Genomic DNA, 18,772 nt, shown 5'->3' on the forward strand with positions numbered 1-18,772 from the left:
ATGTCACTAGACAGTCGTTATGTAAATGGTAGCTTGGGGGCAGAAGGTCTGTTAATGAGTGACCCTGAGCCTCATTCAGAAAGCCTCCTGCAACCCATTACTGCTGATAAAATCACCATTGGTGAATTTCTAGCGGGCATTAAGCGGCGATGGAAACCTGCAGTTATTGCTGGCGCAGTCACTGCAGTAGCATACTTAGGCTACTACTATCTATTCTTAAGGAGTTATCAACACACCATTTCACTACAGGTAGAGGCCATCAAGCCCTTAGGAGCTAGGCAGGGTGCCAGTTTAGACGCTATTCGTGGCCTATCGGTACCGAGTCTAGCGCTCCCCTCAGGTGAAGCAGTAGGAGATACCACTACGCTTGTACAAATCCTCAATAGTGATTTAGTCCTCAGGCCGCTCTATGAGCAGTTGGTAGAACAAAATCCCGACTTAGATCCACAAACGTACACCTATCGCGCTTTTCGTAAAAGTCTCAGCATTGAGGAGCCAAGATCAACTGGTCTATTGGGTAATCGTGGTAATGCCAAAGTGCTTCAAATAACTTTTTCGGCAAATAATAAAAGTATAGTAAAAAATGCGCTTGATTTAATTTCAAAAGAGTTGACTCAGTTTAATGAAGCAGAAAAGCAGGAACAGATTTTTCAAAATCTACGATATGTTAATCAAGAAATTCAAAAAACTCTGAGCCAAATTGATGAGCTTGAGGATCAATTAAATCAGTTCCGATCTGAAAATCAAGTGCTGCGCCCTGATTCTGTGGGTGGAGCTATTGCAGGGGGCATAAGCAGTGGGCAAGGTGGTAGCAGCGATGCAGATCTGTATCGGGTGCAACTTGCAAATTTATTACAAATTAAAAGTGAAAATGATAGCAAGCTCGAATTTACGCGGGAAGCGTTTGATGCCTTAAACAGACAATTAAGAATGTCACCTGCAGAAGCACTTGTGGCTTCAAATTTGAATACATCACAGAATTATAAGAGCCTCCTTCAGAATTTAACCGAGGCAGAGCAACTTTTAGCGCAAGAAATGGCACGGTTACAGCCGAATTCTCCAACGGTTCGCAGTCTTGAGGAAGAAAGGCGTCTATTATTAGCACAACTCAAGCAGGAAGCTCAACAAATTGCTCGCCGTAATCAAGTCAGTAACCCTGAGAGTCTCATTGGCTATCAAGGGACTGTTACCGAAGCATTAATTGGCAAGTACCTTGAAGCCAAAGTTGAAATGGAATCACTACAACGGATGGATGCTGAGCTTTCGCGGCAAATAGATACTGTGCGCGCAGAGCTAAATCGCATCATGCGGTTGGCGAATCCCTACCGAAAAATTGAACAGCGCATGGCAGCGGCACAGCAATCTCTGCAGTTGTTACTACAAACTCGGCAATCGCTACAACTACAAATTGCCCAGCAAGATTTTACATGGCGGCTACTGTCGGATATTGAGGATACTAAGCAGTACACGACAAGGATGCGGCTGCTGGTTGCGTTGGCGATCGCTCTTGTTTTAGGGGGCGTCTCTGGGGTGGTGCTCGCTCTGCTCTTGGAGCTACTGGATGCGCGGTTTTTGGAGGTGGATCAGGTTCGTCAAAACACCCGTTTGCCGATTGTTGGCCAAGTACCTATTGCCAGTGAATTTGATCAGTATTCGTTTAGCCGTTTGGAAGCCCCTCTGACCCTTTGGGGGCTGCAACACCACCTTGCTGGGGCAACACCAGCGTTTAAGGAAAGTTTTTACTTTCTGCTGAGCCATTTAGAGCAGCTTGGTCTGCAGCGGAGCCTTGCGATTACCTCGGCACAAGCAGGTGAAGGGCGCAGCACTATTGCGGCCTATATGGCTTTAGCCGCAGCCGCCATCGGTAAGCGGGTATTACTCATCGATGCCAATTTACGGCAGCCGGGACTCCATCAGACGTTGGGCATTGCTAACACATCGGGGTTGGCAGACCTTTTGAGTGGGGCATTTCCCCTGCCCGAATGGTCAAGCCTCTTAAGCGCCCAGACCGAAAGGTTGTGGGTGCTGACAGCGGGTCAGCCCCAGCAAGAGCCAATGACACTCCTGAGCAGTGATGCATGGCACACCTTACTAGACGCTGCCAACGCGGCGTTTGATCTGGTGATTATTGATACTGCTCCCCTAGTCTCCTTTGCGGAAACCAATCGCTTATTGGCTAGGGTGGAGCAATCGTTATTTGTGGTTCGCCTCGGCAAAACTAAACGAGATGCCTTTGCAACAGCCCTCAAGGAATATGATCTTGGCCTAAAGGACAAAATATTGGGCATTGTCGTTAATGGCACGGCTGCTGCTAAACAGTCAGAGGCAGAGATTTCGCCAATTCCATCAATGATTACACCAGTGGCAGTCAATACTTAGTCGTTAGCTGATCCGACGGATAGTGCTCGCGGTGTTGCTGAATGTAGTTATGAATTGCCCTCATCCCCACCCCTTATCCCTAGGGAGAAGGGAGCTAAGATTCTTGTTCCCTCTCCTTCGGGAGAGGGCGGCAAGACTCAAACCCGAACATCATACTTCTATTCAGCAACGCCTTGCTCGCTATAATCGTAAAGATAATTTCCATTCGTCCCATTCGTCGTAATTGCTCAAGGATGCCTATGTCTGCGCCAACCCTCACCTCTGCCGTAAGAATGGATGCTCTCAAGCACGGCTTGCCCGTTACAATCATCACCGGCTTTTTGGGGAGTGGCAAAACGACACTCCTGAACCACATCCTCACCAATCAGGAGGGACTAAAAACCGCTGTCCTCGTCAATGAGTTTGGTGAAATTGGCATTGACAATGAGCTACTGGTGGCTAGCGACGACGACATGGTGGAGTTAAACAATGGCTGTGTCTGCTGCACGATTAACAATGACCTTGTTAATGCAGTCTATCGGGTGCTCGAGCGTCAAGACAAGGTGGACTATCTCGTGGTAGAAACGACAGGCTTGGCGGATCCCCTACCGGTTGCCCTCACCTTTATCGGTACCGATTTGCGGGATGTTACCCGCTTGGACTCCATTATTACCGTAGTTGATGCTGAGAATTTTAGCCTTGATCTGTTCAACAGCAGTGCTGCTCAAAGCCAGATTGCCTATGGCGACATTATCCTACTGAATAAAGCAGATCTAGTCAGTGAGGAACGCCTCGCTTATTTGGAATCTCGGATTCGTGAGACTCGCGAAGGTGCCCGCATCATCCGCACCATCAATGCCCAAGTGCCTCTACCCCTCATCCTGAGTGTGGGGTTGTTCCAGAGCGATCGCTATTTCCAGCCGAACCCTGAAGCTCACCATTATGAGACTGCCGAACATGAGTGTGATGAGCACTGCGATCACCCCGATCACCATCATCACGATGATCATGGGCACCACCATCATGCTCACTCAAATCATCTTGAAGAGGATGGCTTTACCTCAGTTTCATTTGAGAGCGATCGCCCCTTTGAACTGCGCAAATTTCAGTATTTTCTAGATCACCAGTTGCCAGAAACAGTGTTTCGCGCTAAAGGCATTCTTTGGTTTAAGGAAAGCCCTCGCCGCCATGTGTTTCATCTCAGTGGTAAACGCTTTAGCTTGGATGATGAGGACTGGAAAGGCACCCCCAAAAATCAACTGGTACTCATTGGCCAACAGCTAGATCACGCCACCTTGTTGGCACAGCTCTCTGAGTGTGTGACTGCTGCTGAGGCAATTGTCAGCTAGGCGTTCATTACCATGGCAAAACAGCGTCGCAAAGCCGAATTGCCTACAAAGGTGTGTCCCGTCTGTGGTCGCCCATTTCAATGGCGTAAAAAGTGGTCAGCCTGCTGGGAAGACGTTAAATACTGTTCTGAGCGGTGCCGCCGTCGTCGTCCGTCCACTCATTAAAGTTTGCAGCGATTTGGCAGGCGTGCTGGCCTGTGAACACTGGGTAGTCTTGACTTCTCCCCTCCTTGAAAGAGAGGGGATTCCCAAAGGATGCTACGCAACGGGCTGAAGCCGCGTTGCTTCGCTTTTCCCTTGAGCTGTCACCCACAACTTAATGCGGGTGGGGGCAGTCAAAGACCCCCTACTCACCTCAAGCATTTCTGCTATTGGGACTACGTTTATGTTTCGGTTCGTGGTTTCGCACTTTTCAACACTAGCCAATTCGATACGCTCAACATCCTGCCATTGCTTGCAGTGGTTTAGGCTTGCCGCCAAAGCGGTAGTGACTTACTTGCCGGGATTTCTCCGTACTAGGATGTCTCTTCGCGTAGTTGATACGCCTACTTTCCACGTCTCTAGTTTAACACATAGAGAGGGCTAAAGCCCCCTGAGTTGGCTGTATCCCCTCGCTAAAGCGGAGGGGTTTTAGCCCGCCCACATCTCTATAACTGACTTCCCAAAAGTGGCGAAAATTAGGTGGCAGGTACAGAACGTTGCCAACCCGTTTGTAGCCTCAGCGCGATCGCCGGCTCCTACCACAGGTTAAGGCCGTAGGGCATACGAGGGCGATAGGCCTCTTCAAAATTGGTCTGATTCATAGTTGCACCGTTCAGACGTGCCCATTGCAGGTTTGTTTGCTCGAAGTTGGCACTGCTGAGGTTGGCACGACGAAAATCACCATAGCGAATATCCGCACCACTGAGGTTGGCATTCGTGAGGTTGGCACGGCGGAAGCTAGCATGGCGCAGGGTAGCTAGCACGAGGGTTGCGCCAGTCAAATTCGCCTGTTGCAGATTAGCGCGTTCGAGGTAGGCCGCTGTTAAGTTCGCATTACTGAGGTTTGCTCTCTCAAGGTTGGCCAGCAGTAGCGTGGCATCCTGGAGATTGGCTCCTTGGAGATTGGCTCCCCGCAGGTTTGCTCCAGCCAAGTTATATCCGCGTAGATCGGCATTACTCAGGTCACAGCCCGGACAGGCGTTGGTGGTGAATAGTTGTCGCAGTTGCGGTGAAGGACTAGCAATGCTCTGACCGCTGGCGATCGCCCCCAACACAATTGTTGCGATCACACTTTGACGCATATCCATAACGAGTTCTCCGTCCACCCTAGGGAGACTGTAGCATAAGACTTGGGGGGTAGAGTGACTCAGCGCAGTTGCTTTTGAGTCCGTTGTTGCTGTTGTCGCCAATCCTTGGCACTCCGCACCACTAGCCACAGCAACAGCAGGGCAATCAGGCCACCTTGAGTGGGCGCTTTGAGGGCAAATAAGATTAAGAGAATGCACAGGATATCTTGAGCCACTACAAGCCAGCGCGGTAGCTTGCCAAGGCGATAGAACCATCCCACCTGCACCAGTTGCACCACAAGGGCAAATAAGCCGCTGAGGGTGCCCACCAGCCATTGAGGGGTTGCGGTTGCTGTAGCCACCGTCATCCCCAGTAGGGCACCCACAAAGGGACTAAAACAGAGTTGCACCAAGATAATCAGACGGTATCCCCAAGGATGCCCCCTTAGAAATAGCTCTAGGAACGCCCAACCCGTCAGAACCCCCACAACCCAGTACGGGGATAGCTTCCCCAGTAACGGCACTGCTGACCATAGCTGTGGCCCTTGTAACAAACCAATCAATAGCAGCGGTAAGGCTAGCCGTAAGCCCCCAGCCGCCGCGGCTGAAAGGATGGCGAGAAGTTCTAGCATGGTTCTTTAGGGGGTGCATCTGAAGCAATGGGCTTAAGAATACTGGGTAGAGCCTCCCAGAGGCGATCGCACACCTTGGTGGGGGTATCTGTTTGTCCGATCACCAATTCGAGATCTGCTTGGGCATAGAGGGCATGGCGATCGGCCATGATCTGGTTCAATCGCTCTTCGAGGGGTTGCTCTTGCAGCAGAGGGCGCTCAGCATCTGCGGCTAAACGCTCGCACAGGACTGCAATGGGCACGTGTAACCACACCACAATGCCATGGCGCAGATAGCTCCAGTTCAGCGAACTGAGAACAATGCCACCGCCCGTGGCCACCACCAAATGGTGATAGCTGGATACCTCCGCTAGGACTTGCTGCTCCAACTGGCGAAAGTAGGCTTCCCCCTCACGGGCAAAAATCTCTCGAATTGACTGTTGGCGCACCTGTGTAATAACAGCATCAGTATCCACAAAGCCGTAGCCTAAGCGTTTTGCTAGCACTTTGCCAGTCGTGGTTTTGCCGGAACCCATCATCCCGACAAGGTAAATATTGACTCCCCCAAGGCGATTTCGCAGTTCCATAGGTTACCGTTTATCGACAGAAGCAGAAGTGTTGAAAGTTAGGTTAAGCGACCTAAAAAAGGGGACAGAGTGTAGTATTTTATCGTCTATTGAAGATGAAGAGTCTCCCGCAAATTCAGATCCTTCGCTAACTGACGATTGATGCGTTTCATGCAATCGCAAGATGCGCTCAGGGATTGCTCAAATGTGATGATCGTCAGTTTGTGGCTGGGCTGCCACCGCTAACGGCTCAGGGAGTGGGCAGCAGCAAGGTGGGCGATCGCCTGCTTAAGAATATGATGCTCTTGACGTTGAATGCGCGCGTGCAGGGTTGCGGGGGTATCCTCCGCCAAGACTGGAACAGCAGCTTGAACCAAAATTGGGCCACTATCCACCGCTTCTTCGACAAGGTGCACCGTACAGCCAGTAATTTTCACGCCAGCAGCCAAAGCTTGTTCAACAGCGTGTAGCCCCCGAAAACTGGGCAACAAACTGGGGTGGAGATTGATCACTCGCTGAGGATAGGCATTCAAGAGCACAGGGGTAACAATCCGCATCCAACCCGCCATCACAACCCACTCGACATCGTAAGTTTTTAGGGTTTCGACAATGGCGGCATCTAGGCTTTCGCGGCTATTGTAGTGCCGATGGTTTAGGAGCACACTGGGAATCTGCCACTGCTGTGCTCGCTCGGCAACTAAGGCCTTGGGGTTATTGTAGATCAGTACCTGAAGGGTTGCTGGCAGTTCGCCGTTGGCGATCGCCGCCGCAAGGGCAGCAAAATTGGTGCCACTGCCGGAGGCAAGCACCCCCAGCCGCAGCGGAGAGCAGGGGGCAATCAAGGCTGGAGCAGCGGGAGAGACTAAAGCATCAGCGGACATTGGCAGAGCGGCGATCGCTAATTTTGGTGTTTAACAATTCTAGGGCTTTGACCATGACTGGGTCTGTGGGACGCGGCAAAAGATTGGGATTAAGGCGCAACTCTAAATCCACCGTTGGGTCGGTTGCCACCATTACATCGGGGGTGATTCCCCCTGCGGAAATGTCGGTGCCACGGGGGGTTAAGTAGCGGGCGATCGTTACCACTAGGGCAGAGCCATCCGCCATTTCGTGTACTGCCTGCACCCGCACTTTACCAAAGGTACGAGTGCCCACGACCGTGGCTCGTCCCTGATCCTGTAGGGCACCCGCTAGAATTTCACTGGCACTGGCGGAGGTGTGGTTCACCAATATGACAAGGGGTAGGTGACTGATGGCGGTTTGCCGTGCCCGAATGGTTTCCTCCCGCTGATGCTGCTGAATGCGGACAATAACCCCCGAGTCTAGCCATTGGCGAGTAATTTCAATCCCCGCCTCTAGCAGCCCTCCCGGGTTATGGCGCACATCAAGGATAAACCCCTGCACCCGCTCGCCTTTGAGGACGTCTATAGCCTCTTTCATCTGCTCCACCGAGCGGCTATTAAACCCACTGAGGCGGATGTACCCCACCCGCTGCTGACCCACCGTCAGGGTTTGAAAGTTAACGGTGCGGGGAATGTCCCCGGCTCGGGTCAGTTCAATACTAAAGGGCTGTGGCCTGCCCTCACGGCGCACTAAAAGGCGCACCTTACTTCCTGCCGGTCCGCGCAGGGCAAGGGTGGCTCGCTCTAAGGTGAGGCGATCGCTCCCCCGACCATTAATCGCTAGGATCTCGTCGCCAACCTTGAGGTCGCTTTTGGCTGCCACCGACCCTGCTTGGATCGTGCTGACCCGAAATAGTTCCCCTGCCTCGACAAGGGTAATCCCCACATCCACCTGCTGACCTTGGGTTTGTAACAGAAGCTGGCTATACTCTTGCGGTGGCAAAAACCGGGTGTAGGGGTCATTGAGGCGCATTAGCGTCTGCTGAATCACCCGATGGGCGGCATCGCGATCGCTGTAGCGCTTTGAGAGCAACTCAGTGCGAATAGACGGCCAGTCCAACTGATTAAAGGTTTGGTCAATATAGTTTTTGTAGATGACCTGCCATGCTTCATCCACAAGGGCTTTGGGGGAATCTTTGAGGGTTGTTGTCGCGGCGATCGCCCGGGGCATCAATAGCAAGACCAGCCCTACCCCCACCACAGATGTCAACGGTCTCCAATGCGGCTGCCAACTCACGATAGCAACTAACACCAAACATCACGTCTATTGTATAGCGAACATTTTATGCTGCCGCATGAGTGGGTCGTGGTGAGGGAGCACGCTCTGGCAGGCTTCCCATGCCTAAAGGCAGGGGATTCTTCTAGCCTCATAGCTTAGACTGACTGGTTCACCGACAACACTTAAAGCAAAGCAGTTTCCTACGTTACCTCAGAGGTGTCTATCTCCCCAGTCGTTCACCCCATTAGCCTCGGGAGAGTGTCACTGGACCCGACTGTTAAGGGCGATCGCCACGCTTAAGCAAAGGGTAAAATAACTCATAACATTTTCATATTGTTACTGGGAGGTCATGGTTATGGATTGGCGTGTACTCATTGTGTTACTGCCGGTACTGTTGGCAGGGGCTTGGGCAGTTCGCAATATCCTGCCCTTTGCGATTAAGCAATTCCAAAAGTTCTTCCCGTCCCTAGGGAAACGCTAAGGTCTCCTGCCAATTAACCATAAGCTCCTCTAGCGGATTGCTCTGACTCTAACGCCTCCCCAAAGTCCAGTACGGTTACCACTGGGGAACTTTGGGGAATTTTCGTATAATTGGAGGTGTATTGTTAAATTTTGTAAATTATTCTCAGGTTAAACCTATGCTATCCCTTGAGCAGCTTGCCACCCAGCTTGAAAGTCCGAATTCCCGCGATCGCCTCCTTGCCTTGGCGGCGCTGCGGGATGTGCCCCCGCCTGAGGCTGTCCCGTTAATCAAAAAAGTACTGTGGGATGATAATTTACAAATCCGCTCCATGGCTGTGTTTGCCTTAGGGGTTAAGCCCACGCCAGAGTGCTTTGACATTTTAGTGCAACTCCTCGAAACAGAACCCGACTACGGCATTCGCGCTGATGCTGCCGGAGCATTAGGGTATCTGCAAGATCAGCGGGCATTTGCCCCCCTCGTGCGTGCCTTTTACGAAGACACCGACTGGTTAGTGCGCTTTAGTGCAGCAGTTTCCCTGGGCAACCTGAAGGATGTGCGGGCGGTTGAGGTGCTGCGCTCAGCCTTAAGCAGTAACGAGGTGGTGATGCTCCAAGGCGCGATCGCGGCGCTGGGGGAAATTGGTGACCCCAGCATTGTTGAAGAGATTTTACCCTTTGTGACTGCCGAGGACTGGCTCATTCGCCAGCGACTTGCGGAAGCCTTGGGCAACCTCCCCAGCCCGAAAACTCAGTCAGCCTTAGAGTATTTGGCCAAGGACGAGCATCCCCACGTTGCAGCAGCAGCAGAAATTTCTTTACAACGCCTTGCCCAGCGATAGGCTAGCGCAGCATATCGATAAGTATCGATATTTGCCACAGTCTCTCTGCGGTTGCCCTGCTGACTCTCTACACTGGATGAAGTAGCGATGCGGCGTTGGCAGCAACAGACTCTCTATGGCCATCCAAATTAAATTCTTACCGTACCTTGTCGCAGTAGTGATTGGCGTTATTGGTGCAATTGTGCTCTCACAACTGCATTTCACCCTGTGGTGGGAGCCTGATCTTCTGACCCAGCCACCGCCCATTGTAGAAACAGAACCGGAACGGGTTTCTCCCGACCCCTTGCCGCCGCCGCAACCCCCGGCCAGCCCCCAGCCTGACGGGTTGCGCATCAGTAATCAGACAGGTTTTCCGGTGCGGGTTGTCCTGTTAGCCGCAGGCGATCGCTCCCGCCCGGACAGCAAAACCGTACACTGGGATTTTGCCCCCATGGAAGGCAGTATCAAAGGGTTATTGTTATCTTTGCCCGACGGCACCCTCAAACTCAGCCACGGCGATATTGTAGTTGCCTTTACCCTTGACGGTTCAAAGCGGTACTGGGGCCCCTACGTCATTGGTGAAAACGATCAACTCCAGCGCGATCGCCAAACCAATGAGTGGCAGCTCACCCTGCGCCCCTAAGGTTACTCAGGGGATAAGCCAGAACGGATCGTCTCGACTAACTCGTCACTGTGCCATGGCTTATACAAACAGCGATGCAGGTTAGCCTGCTCTATCGCCCGCTGAATTGCCGCTTCATCTGCTTGCCCCGTCAGCATCACCTTCACCACCTTGGGAAACCGCTGATGCACTTGAATTAAAAATTCATCCCCCCGCACCTTGGGCATCAACCAGTCAGAGACAATAACGATAATATCGGCACTGTCTCCCTGTAACTCATCAATGATTTCCAGTGCTTCCTCCGCACTCTCAGCCGTTTCGTAGAAATAGCGCTCACCAAAGGCAGTTCGCAATTGGGTACGCAGGCTTTCCAAAATCACGCGCTCATCATCGACGCACAGAATTACTGGCTTAGGCATAGCAGCTACTACTCAAGGGGTAAACGAACACAGAATTGGGTGCGACCGGGTTGAGAGTTGACCTCAATGTGGCCTTGGTGCTTATCAATAATTTTGCGGACAATATCAAGACCCAACCCATTGCCCTCACCAATGGGTTTCGTTGTAAAAAATGGCTMAAAAATCCGGGGWAATACCGCCTCTGGAATGCCACAACCACTGTCGATAATTTCAACACAGATCTGTGTTTGCTCCCGCCGCACAACAATGTCTAGCCGTCCGCGATCGTCCATGGCATGCAGGGCATTGTGAATCAGGTTTGTCCACACTTGGGTCAATTCATCAGGGTAGCAATGGATTTCCGGTACGGGTTCGTAGTGCCGCACCACCTCTACGCCATGCTTGAGCTTGTTGTGATAGAGGGTGAGCACAGTTTCAATGCCATCAATAATTTGGGCAGGGACTTTTTGACTGCTCTGATCCACTCTGGCATAGGTTTTCAGGGCAAACACAACCTTGGCTGCGCGTTCAATGGCCGTTGTAATCGTGTGGGTGCTGCGCTCGAGCAAGGCCAACTGATGGGCAAGGGTGACTGCCTCCTGTCCTTGAGCGGTACGCAGTAGTTCCACGGGCACCGTTGCCTCTGTCAGCACTCCCAAGTCCACCAAGGTGTCTGCCCACACATCCGCATTCGCAATATCATGAGCCTCCAGAAGTGCCATGATCTGGCGCTTGTACTGCCGCCGTTCTCGACTAGACAGAGCAAGGGAGTCTGCTCGGGACAAGGTACACAACTCTAGGAATTGGTTAAACACCCCTTCAGGCAATTGCCGCACTAGGGTTGGCAATAAGGGTAGCGATCGCTCGGTACAGAGGTTAATGGTTTCAATAGAGGAGCGAATGGCACCAAGAGGCGTATTAATTTCGTGGGCAACACCCGCCACTAACTGTCCTAAGGCCGCCATCTTTTCCGAGTAAATGAGTTCCCGCTGCGCTTTTTGCAGTTGGCTAAGGGTTTCCTCCAGTTCTAGGTTTTTTTGTTTTAGGTGCCGCTCTGCCGCTTGCAACCCAGCCAAGGCTTGATGCTGCACCGTAATATCTTGCACAAATCCTTCAAAGTAGAGAATTTGCCCCTCAGGGCTGCGCACCACCCGGCAGGTTTCCGAGATCCAGCAGCGAGACCCATCCCGACGATAGACTTCTGACTCAAAGTTGGTCAGCGTATCTTGGCGCGCCATCATCTCAATAAACCGCTGCCGCTGCTGTGGATCCACATAAAGGCAGGCTCGGGCATTGGGCTGCTCTTGGAGCAATTGCGACGGGGAATCATAGCCATAAATTAACGCCAAAGCACGATTGGCACGGATATAATTCCCCTCCAAGTCGGTTTGGAAAATTCCCACAACGGCATTTTCAAAGATACTTTGGAAGCCAAATTCATCCGTGAGGTCAGTTGGGGCGGGGGTCATAGGAAGTACTCACGTGTGCTATCTATGGAGCGCCCCTCTAACCTAAGCCAGTTATGGGAATTTACGCAACCCTCAGTGGGCAGACTTCGCCACGGCTTTATGGTGATGGTGATTGCCGCCGGAGGTAGGGCGGGGTTGAATCACCCCAAAACCACCGTGATTGCGCTCATACACCACATTGATTTCGCCGGTCTCCTGATTGCGGAAAACGTAGAAGTCGTGATCTACCATTTCCAGATGCTCAAGCGCTTCTTGGATGGTCATCGGTGGCATGGCAAAATATTTCATCCGCACCACGTGCTCCGGTAATTGGGGGGTGCGATCGCCCACCAGATCAGCAACCACCGGTGCTTCGGCGACGGCGTTAACCTCTTTGGTGCGCGCTTTATCTTGGCGTTTTTCTTTCAGTTTGCGCAGTTTACGGGCAATTTTGTCCGCAACCAGATCAATGCTGGCATAGAGATTTTCACTACTTTCTTCAGCGCGAATCACTGACCCGTTCACAAATAACGTGACCTCAGCGGTTTGTTTTGGGGCAGTGCTGCGATTACGAGCCACAGAAAGGTGGACATCAATTTCGTTAATGACATTTTGAAAGTGACTGGCAGCGCGTTCAATTTTTTGGTTCACATAGCTGCGAATGCCATCGGTAATGTCAATATTTTTACCATGAATCACTAGCCTCATAGGGTTGCCTCCCCTGAGCAAAAGACGTAAAGAATTAAAGGCTGATCTACCCTCACCCTAGCATTTTCGTATTGGGGATTACAGCCCACCCCCGTCCTCTTCACCTTTATTCGTGTTCTGTGATAATTCTTATCCTCTGGCCCTTGACAAGGTTGAGCGATGTATGAATAAACCCATTGCTTGGTATTGCCCCCTTGACCTGATCCCCTATCCGCAGGCGTGGGCATGGCAACGGCAATTAGTCGAGCAGCGCAAGGGCAACCCACAGTTGGCGGATGTTCTGTTGACCCTAGAGCATCCACCGATCTACACCCTTGGGCAGGGGGCCACAACCGACCATTTACAGTTTGCACCCGATGGTTGTTCTGTCCCAGTGCTGAGAGTTGAGCGGGGGGGAGAGGTCACCTACCATTGCCCGGGGCAGTTGGTGGCCTACCCAATCTTGAACTTACGGCGGCATCGGTGTGACTTGCACTGGTATCTCCACCAGTTGGAGGAAGTCATCATCCAAACCTTACGGGTATATGACATAAAAGGGGAGCGTGTTGCTGGCCTCACGGGGGTTTGGGTGGAGGGGTATAAGGTGGCCGCTATTGGGATCAAAGTCAGCCGCTGGCTGAGTTTCCACGGCATTGCCCTGAATGTTGTTAATGACTTACGGGGCTTTGGTCAAATTGTGCCCTGCGGTATTGGCGATCGCCCGGTGGGGAACCTGCTACAGTTTAGAGCCGACATTAAGTTTGAATCTGTGCGAGAGCAGTTTAGTCAATCCTTTGCCGATGTCTTTAACCTGCATTTAGACCTGCGATCCCTTGGAGATCTCCTTGAAACCCCTGATACAGGAGGACGAACCGAATGATCCCCAGCGTTGATAATTGCCAGCTTTACCACTGGTTGACAAAATTTAACTTTTATTTCAGAAGTTGGCTGTTATGAATTGGCAACTTTAGGGGCACAATTTAAGTCTAAGTAGATTAGGATACAGGTCAAAAAATTAACTCCTGCTAGGCTACCTCTAAACATGATTGGTCAACTTTTTTCTAGCGAGTCATTATCGTCCCCAACCTTGAAACCCTCTACACGTATGCCCGTCGGCAACTGCTGCTATCCCTTTGAATACCGTTGGAATGTGTGCTGCTATGATAAACTCCGCCGCAAAAACAACAACCAGTCCCAGTATCAGCACTGACATGGTGCGCACCTACCTCCAAGAAATTGGCCGGGTGCCGCTCCTCAGCCACGAGCAAGAGATCATTCTGGGGAAACAAGTCCAGCAAATGATGGCGTTACGGGAAAAGCACGATGCCTTAGCGGAGTCCTTAGGCCGTGAGCTAACCCTTGAAGAATGGGCGGCTGCCTGCAATCTCAGTCTCAAGGAACTGAACAGTCTGCTGAAGCGGGGGCAACGAGCCAAGCAGAAGATGATTGAGGCCAACCTCCGGCTGGTGGTGTCTGTGGCCAAAAAATACCAAAAGCGGAATTTAGAACTATTAGATTTGGTGCAAGAAGGCACCCTTGGCCTTGAGCGAGGGGTGGAGAAATTTGATCCCACCCGGGGGTACAAGTTTTCTACCTACGCTTACTGGTGGATTCGTCAAGCCATCACGCGGGCGATCGCTCAGCAGGCACGCACCATCCGCTTGCCTATCCACATTACTGAGAAGCTAAATAAAATTAAGCGAACCCAGCGGGAACTGTCCCAGCGGTTAGGGCGCAGTGCCACCCCCGCAGAAATTGCTGCGGCCTTAGAGCTGGAGCCAGAGCAAATCCGTGAATACCTCACCTTGGCACGGCAGCCCGTGTCCCTTGACCTCCGAGTTGGCGATAACCAAGATACGGAACTCGGCGAATTACTCGAAGACAACAGTATTTCGCCGGAGCAGTTCACCACGGTTGAGTCACTGCGGGATGATGTCCATCTCTGGCTGGCGGAGTTGACCCCCCAGCAGCGGCAAGTGCTGACCCTGCGCTACGGGTTAAGCGATGGCCAGGAACTCTCCCTAGCTAAGGTGGGTGAGCAGCTTAACCTCAGCCGAGAGCGGGTACGGCAGCTCGAACGTCAAGCCTTAGACCATTTACGGCGGCGACGGCAGCAAATGTACGAATACCTAGCCAGCTAAGGCATGGTAAAAGCATGAACTCATGGCAAGCGGAGGATTGGGTAAGGGCGCTTCAGCTTCAGCCCCACCCTGAGGGTGGGTACTTTCGGGAAGTCTATCGGGCAGCAGGCACAATTCCAGCAGTAGCCTTGCCCCCTCACTTTGCGGGGGGCGATCGCGCCTACAGTACCAGCATTTATAGGAGTGATGTGGGCGGGCTAAAACCCCTCCGCTTTAGCGAGGGGATACAGCCAACTCAGGGGGCTTTAGCCCTCTCTATGTGTTAAACTAGAGACGTGGAAAGTAGGCGTATCAACTACGCGAAGAAACATCCTAGTACGGAGAAATCCCGGCAAGTAAGTCACTACCGCTTTGGCGGCAAGCCTAAACCACTGCAAGCAATGGCAGGATGTTGAGCGTATCGAACTGGCTAGTGTTGAAAAGCGCGAAACCACGAACCGAAACATAAACGTAGTCCCAATAGCAGAGATGCTTGAGGTGAGTAGGGGGTCTTTGACTGCTCCCACCCGCATTAAATTGTGGGTGACAGCTCAAGGGAAAAGCGAAGCAACGCGGCTTCAGCCCGTTGCGTAGCATCCTTTGGGAATCCCCTCTCTTTCAAGGAGGGGAGAAGTCAATCCTCAGTACCATGATTGCAAACGTCGCCGCCACGCTTTTACTGCTTTCGATGGGGGTGCCTGCCTTGGCCGCTAATCCCGCTGATTTAGAGCAACTGCGCCGTACGGGGCATTGCCCCAACTGCGATCTCAGCTATGCCCAGCTACGGGGGCGTAACCTCCAAGGGGCAGATTTACGGGGAGCCAACCTCAATGCGGCGAACTTACGCGGTGCTAATCTCAGCCGTGCCAACTTAACAGGGGCAACCCTGAATAATGCAGATTTAACGGGGGCGAACTTGACAAATGCAAACCTCTCTGAGGCCAACCTCCTGATGACTCGCCTTAACCGTGCCGTACTGACAGGTGCCCAAATGGTGAATGCCGCCTTGGGAGGGCGCGATCGCCTCGCGCGGGTGCGCACCTTCCGCGATGCCACCCTCCCCAACGGCGAAAAAGCATTTTTCCCCCTTGACGTTCCCCGCCGTCGTTAGTCTCAGCGTATGGGAATTGCCGTTACGAGTTTTGTTATTTTATTCCTGCTGACAGAAGCGATTCTGATGGCACGGCAGTGGGTATTGCCGCTCCCTGTCCTATTGGTGGCGGCAGCGGCATTAGCGGTTGCCTCTAACTGGTCGTTGTTCCGGCGTGATTGAGCAACATGCCTAGCGCTAGCAACATCTCCCCCAAGGTTCATCATGCCAGTGTGCAGGGTCAACTCAGTCTGGGGCAGCTTACCCTTAACTGCCTGAATGAATTGCTGGCATGGCATCAGAGCCATCATTCCCACGTCAGTGAGCACTGGTTACCACTCTACGATCTGCGCGATCGCCTCAATCAACCGGCATGGCACATTGTGGTTTTAGGGCAAGTCAGCCGGGGTAAATCTGCTCTCCTCAATGCGCTCTATGGCGAGACCATTTTTCCCGTGGGAGCAGTTCATGGCACAACCCAATGGCCACGCACCGTTCGTTGGCAATTTGGTGACCATGCGGTGGATTTAACCGATACTCCGGGGTTAGATGAAGTGGCTGGCTCGCAGCGAGAAGCAATGACGTGGGGGGCGATCGCCACCGCCGATTTAGTCCTATTGGTTAGCCATGACACCCTGACCCCTATTGAAGTGCAAGCTCGCCAGCAGCTTGAGGCACGCAGAGTGCCCTATCAGTGGGTGATCACCAAAGCGGATCTGTATGCCGCCGTTCCGGAAAACCTCACCGACGCCATTGTTGTCAGTAGCACGACCGGCCAAGGCATTAGTGAACTCCGTGCCCACGTGCAGCAATGGCTCAGCCACAACGCCCTGCTTGAGCGATCGACTCACCTTTTGCATCAAGCTAGTACGATTGAACGTGCCGTTGGCAATGCCCTCAGTAGCTACCGTCAAGCACAACAAGGTAGCGTACCGTGGCCATGGCTGGGCGGCCAACTGCTCGGTAGCGCCCTGCTGCCCGGCGGGGGTGGGGATGCCGTTTTAGCGATGGTGGCCTGCCTTGGGTATGTGCGCCACTGGTGTCAAGCCTATGCCTTACCGTTTCCGCTGCCGGCCTTTAGTGAAATCAGTCAGTTCCTGCTGCTGTGGTGTGCCGCCATCTATGTTACCCCGTGGCTGGGGGGCAGTATCAGCAGTGAACTCTGGAGCCTGAATACCACTGTGGTGCTCCAAGCAGGGGTGATTCTTTGGGGGTATCAGCAACTGCGCCGCAAACTGGAATCCTACCTGCAACAGGGCTATCAATGGGGACGTTTTGGACCCCAGCGGCTTTTGGCGCACATTGCTCAGCAACAGCAGCCGTGAACTCCCAAGCATTGGTTACCTAGGGTCACGGTGCTGCGTTTTTTGCAAACGCCACCATCAGGTAAGATGAGCTTACACGCCTTTGAGCCCACTATTTTTCACGCCTTGCCTGCATGAGCGACTTTTTACCCTACGCGTACCTTAACGGTCAGTTTGTCCCCTTTAGCGAAGCCAAAATTTCCGTTGCCACCCATGCCCTACACTACGGCACCGCCGCTCTCGGTGGTTTGCGCGGGTTACCCAATCCTGCAAATGCTAACGAAATTCTGCTGTTCCGTCTTGAAGATCACTGTCAGCGCTTGAGTCGCAGTGCCCACTACCTAGGCTATGAGCTGCCGATGGCACAGATCAAAACCACCATTATTGAGTGGGTACAAAAAAACCGCCCCACGGTGCCGTTCTATATCCGCCCCTTAGTTTATACCTCCGGGCTGGGGATTGCGCCCCGCCTGCACGATGTTGAAAAAGACTTTCTCATCTATGGGATGCCCCTAGGAGATTACCTCTCCGCTGAGGGCGTGACCTGTCGGATTAGTTCTTGGCAGCGGCAGTGCGATCGCTCCTTTCCGTTGCGCGGTAAGCTTACCACCTCCTACATTGTTTCAGCGCTCGCAAAAACCGAAGCGGTGGCCTCAGGGTTTGACGAAGCCATTCTCCTCAACACTCAAGGCAAAGTGTGCGAAGCCTCGGGAATGAATCTGTTCCTAGTACGGGATGGCCAACTCATTACCCCAAGCGTGGATCAAGATATTTTAGAGGGCATTACCCGCCGCAGCGTGATTGAACTCGCTCAAGCAGCGGGGGTTACCGTCCTTGAGCGGGCAGTGGATCGCACGGAATTATTAATTGCCGATGAAGTCTTTTTAACGGGTACGGCAGCAAGGATTGTGCCTGTCCGCCGCATTGAAACCTACACCCTCCCAGAGCAGCGCCCCCTCACAAGGCAATTGCAGCAGCAGTTACAAGCCATTGTCACAGGCCGCGATCCCAACTATCGCCACTGGCTAGATATAGTACCGATTGCCTAGGGCAGCTCTAATAGCGATGCAGATATTTACACAAGCTCAGTTCTGTGCCTTTGGCATTCCAATACACTTCGTCAAAAATGGCATAGATCAAAAATAACCCCCGACCACACTCACAGTCGTCAGGGGGCAGCAGTTCATCTTCAGGGGAGAAAACGCAGCGAGGTGGCAAAAAACCGTCGCCTTGATCAGTAATGACCCACCAGCATTGTTCGGGGGAATAGGTGTAGCGCACGAAAACAACTTTTTCAGGGTTAAGGGCGTTGCCATGGCGAGCCGCATTGACCAATGCCTCCTGCAGCCCAAGGCGCAACTCATCATGCAAAGGGTGAGGAACATTGGCGAGTAATATTTCAAGGATAGGTTGCAAAAATAATGTCGAAGGAAAGGTCAGGGTTTGCCATTGGGGTGCAACGTACGTTAGCGTCATAGACGGCATCACCCAAGAATCAAGAGTGCACAGCGGGGGTGCGGGTGCCCGCAGCAAACATCATTGCCGGATAA

22 protein-coding genes are annotated in these 18,772 nt (G+C 52.5%); 13 read left to right on the forward strand and 9 right to left on the reverse strand.

Annotated features, from left to right (window positions below):
- From L5470_RS02330 to L5470_RS02340, 3 genes are all read left to right on the forward strand, one after another.
- Complete coding sequence (locus L5470_RS02330) at positions 1 to 2,379, forward strand: polysaccharide biosynthesis tyrosine autokinase (RefSeq protein WP_499497897.1); 2,379 nt, start codon at positions 1 to 3, stop codon at positions 2,377 to 2,379.
- A gap of 239 nt (positions 2,380 to 2,618) precedes the next feature.
- A complete protein-coding gene (locus tag L5470_RS02335; RefSeq protein WP_499497899.1) occupies positions 2,619 to 3,707 on the forward strand; it encodes a CobW family GTP-binding protein in 1,089 nt (362 codons plus the stop codon).
- A 12-nt stretch (positions 3,708 to 3,719) separates the two neighbouring features.
- Entirely contained in the window at positions 3,720 to 3,872 is a 153-nt protein-coding gene (locus tag L5470_RS02340) for a DUF2256 domain-containing protein (RefSeq protein WP_099798050.1), read from the forward strand.
- A 572-nt stretch (positions 3,873 to 4,444) separates the two neighbouring features.
- On the opposite strand, the gene L5470_RS02345 is transcribed toward L5470_RS02340, so the two are convergent.
- From L5470_RS02345 to L5470_RS02365, 5 genes are all read right to left on the reverse strand, one after another.
- A complete protein-coding gene (locus tag L5470_RS02345; RefSeq protein WP_227517286.1) occupies positions 4,445 to 4,996 on the reverse strand; it encodes a pentapeptide repeat-containing protein in 552 nt (183 codons plus the stop codon).
- Positions 4,997 to 5,055: 59 nt separating this feature from the next.
- Positions 5,056 to 5,607 carry a DUF4126 domain-containing protein gene (locus tag L5470_RS02350; RefSeq protein WP_099798810.1) on the reverse strand — a complete coding sequence of 184 codons (552 nt, stop codon included), beginning with the start codon at positions 5,605 to 5,607 and terminating at the stop codon, positions 5,056 to 5,058.
- A complete protein-coding gene (locus tag L5470_RS02355) occupies positions 5,601 to 6,173 on the reverse strand; it encodes a shikimate kinase (protein WP_499497902.1) in 573 nt (190 codons plus the stop codon). The genes L5470_RS02350 and L5470_RS02355 overlap by 7 nt, the downstream gene beginning before the upstream one ends.
- Positions 6,174 to 6,394: 221 nt before the next feature.
- The gene (purN, locus tag L5470_RS02360) at positions 6,395 to 7,033 is read right to left on the reverse strand and encodes a phosphoribosylglycinamide formyltransferase (protein ID WP_099798808.1); all 639 of its coding nucleotides are present in this window, start codon (positions 7,031 to 7,033) and stop codon (positions 6,395 to 6,397) included.
- Positions 7,023 to 8,255, reverse strand: coding sequence for a S41 family peptidase (locus L5470_RS02365; protein WP_499497957.1), 1,233 nt, complete (start codon positions 8,253 to 8,255; stop codon positions 7,023 to 7,025). The genes purN and L5470_RS02365 overlap by 11 nt, the downstream gene beginning before the upstream one ends.
- 373 nt (positions 8,256 to 8,628) lie before the next feature.
- Between L5470_RS02365 and L5470_RS02370 the strand changes: the two genes are divergently transcribed.
- The 3 genes from L5470_RS02370 (at position 8,629) to L5470_RS02380 (ending at position 10,196) form a co-directional block, all read left to right on the forward strand.
- Entirely contained in the window at positions 8,629 to 8,754 is a 126-nt protein-coding gene (locus tag L5470_RS02370; protein ID WP_198405917.1) for a photosystem II protein Y, read from the forward strand.
- Positions 8,755 to 8,911: 157 nt separating this feature from the next.
- A complete protein-coding gene (locus L5470_RS02375; RefSeq protein ID WP_099798806.1) occupies positions 8,912 to 9,574 on the forward strand; it encodes a HEAT repeat domain-containing protein in 663 nt (220 codons plus the stop codon).
- A 115-nt stretch (positions 9,575 to 9,689) separates the two neighbouring features.
- Entirely contained in the window at positions 9,690 to 10,196 is a 507-nt protein-coding gene (locus L5470_RS02380; protein WP_499497905.1) for a hypothetical protein, read from the forward strand.
- A 2-nt stretch (positions 10,197 to 10,198) separates the two neighbouring features.
- Here the strand turns inward: L5470_RS02380 and L5470_RS02385 are convergent, their stop codons facing one another.
- From L5470_RS02385 to hpf, 3 genes are all read right to left on the reverse strand, one after another.
- Positions 10,199 to 10,594: a response regulator gene (locus tag L5470_RS02385; RefSeq protein ID WP_099798804.1), complete on the reverse strand. Its 396-nt coding sequence runs from the start codon at positions 10,592 to 10,594 to the stop codon at positions 10,199 to 10,201.
- A gap of 8 nt (positions 10,595 to 10,602) precedes the next feature.
- Complete coding sequence (locus L5470_RS02390; protein ID WP_499497908.1) at positions 10,603 to 12,042, reverse strand: sensor histidine kinase; 1,440 nt, start codon at positions 12,040 to 12,042, stop codon at positions 10,603 to 10,605.
- Positions 12,043 to 12,114: 72 nt separating this feature from the next.
- Positions 12,115 to 12,729, reverse strand: a complete 615-nt coding sequence (gene hpf, locus L5470_RS02395) for a ribosome hibernation-promoting factor, HPF/YfiA family (protein ID WP_099798802.1) — start codon at positions 12,727 to 12,729, stop codon at positions 12,115 to 12,117.
- Positions 12,730 to 12,892: 163 nt separating this feature from the next.
- Here hpf and lipB point away from each other — a divergent pair, with 163 nt between their 5' ends.
- The 7 genes from lipB (at position 12,893) to L5470_RS02430 (ending at position 18,271) form a co-directional block, all read left to right on the forward strand.
- Positions 12,893 to 13,588, forward strand: coding sequence for a lipoyl(octanoyl) transferase LipB (gene lipB / locus L5470_RS02400; RefSeq protein WP_448514651.1), 696 nt, complete (start codon positions 12,893 to 12,895; stop codon positions 13,586 to 13,588).
- 280 nt (positions 13,589 to 13,868) lie between these two features.
- The gene (locus L5470_RS02405) at positions 13,869 to 14,849 is read left to right on the forward strand and encodes an RNA polymerase sigma factor, RpoD/SigA family (protein WP_499497911.1); all 981 of its coding nucleotides are present in this window, start codon (positions 13,869 to 13,871) and stop codon (positions 14,847 to 14,849) included.
- Between the two features lie 14 nt (positions 14,850 to 14,863).
- Entirely contained in the window at positions 14,864 to 15,115 is a 252-nt protein-coding gene (locus L5470_RS02410) for a cupin domain-containing protein (protein WP_499497913.1), read from the forward strand.
- A gap of 362 nt (positions 15,116 to 15,477) precedes the next feature.
- Positions 15,478 to 15,939, forward strand: coding sequence for a pentapeptide repeat-containing protein (locus tag L5470_RS02415; protein WP_499497915.1), 462 nt, complete (start codon positions 15,478 to 15,480; stop codon positions 15,937 to 15,939).
- A 9-nt stretch (positions 15,940 to 15,948) separates the two neighbouring features.
- Complete coding sequence (locus L5470_RS02420; RefSeq protein ID WP_448527651.1) at positions 15,949 to 16,101, forward strand: hypothetical protein; 153 nt, start codon at positions 15,949 to 15,951, stop codon at positions 16,099 to 16,101.
- 5 nt (positions 16,102 to 16,106) lie between these two features.
- On the forward strand, positions 16,107 to 17,243 hold the full coding sequence (locus tag L5470_RS02425) for an Era-like GTP-binding protein (protein WP_499497918.1): 1,137 nt from the start codon (positions 16,107 to 16,109) through the stop codon (positions 17,241 to 17,243).
- A 113-nt stretch (positions 17,244 to 17,356) separates the two neighbouring features.
- Complete coding sequence (locus L5470_RS02430) at positions 17,357 to 18,271, forward strand: branched-chain amino acid transaminase (RefSeq protein WP_499497920.1); 915 nt, start codon at positions 17,357 to 17,359, stop codon at positions 18,269 to 18,271.
- A 7-nt stretch (positions 18,272 to 18,278) separates the two neighbouring features.
- Here the strand turns inward: L5470_RS02430 and L5470_RS02435 are convergent, their stop codons facing one another.
- Complete coding sequence (locus tag L5470_RS02435) at positions 18,279 to 18,698, reverse strand: ATP-binding protein (RefSeq protein ID WP_499497922.1); 420 nt, start codon at positions 18,696 to 18,698, stop codon at positions 18,279 to 18,281.
- Positions 18,699 to 18,772 lie beyond the last annotated feature (74 nt).

It is taken from the genome of Synechococcus sp. PCC 6717 (genome assembly GCF_022698185.1).
Lineage (GTDB): Bacteria > Cyanobacteriota > Cyanobacteriia > Thermosynechococcales > Thermosynechococcaceae > Thermosynechococcus > Thermosynechococcus lividus.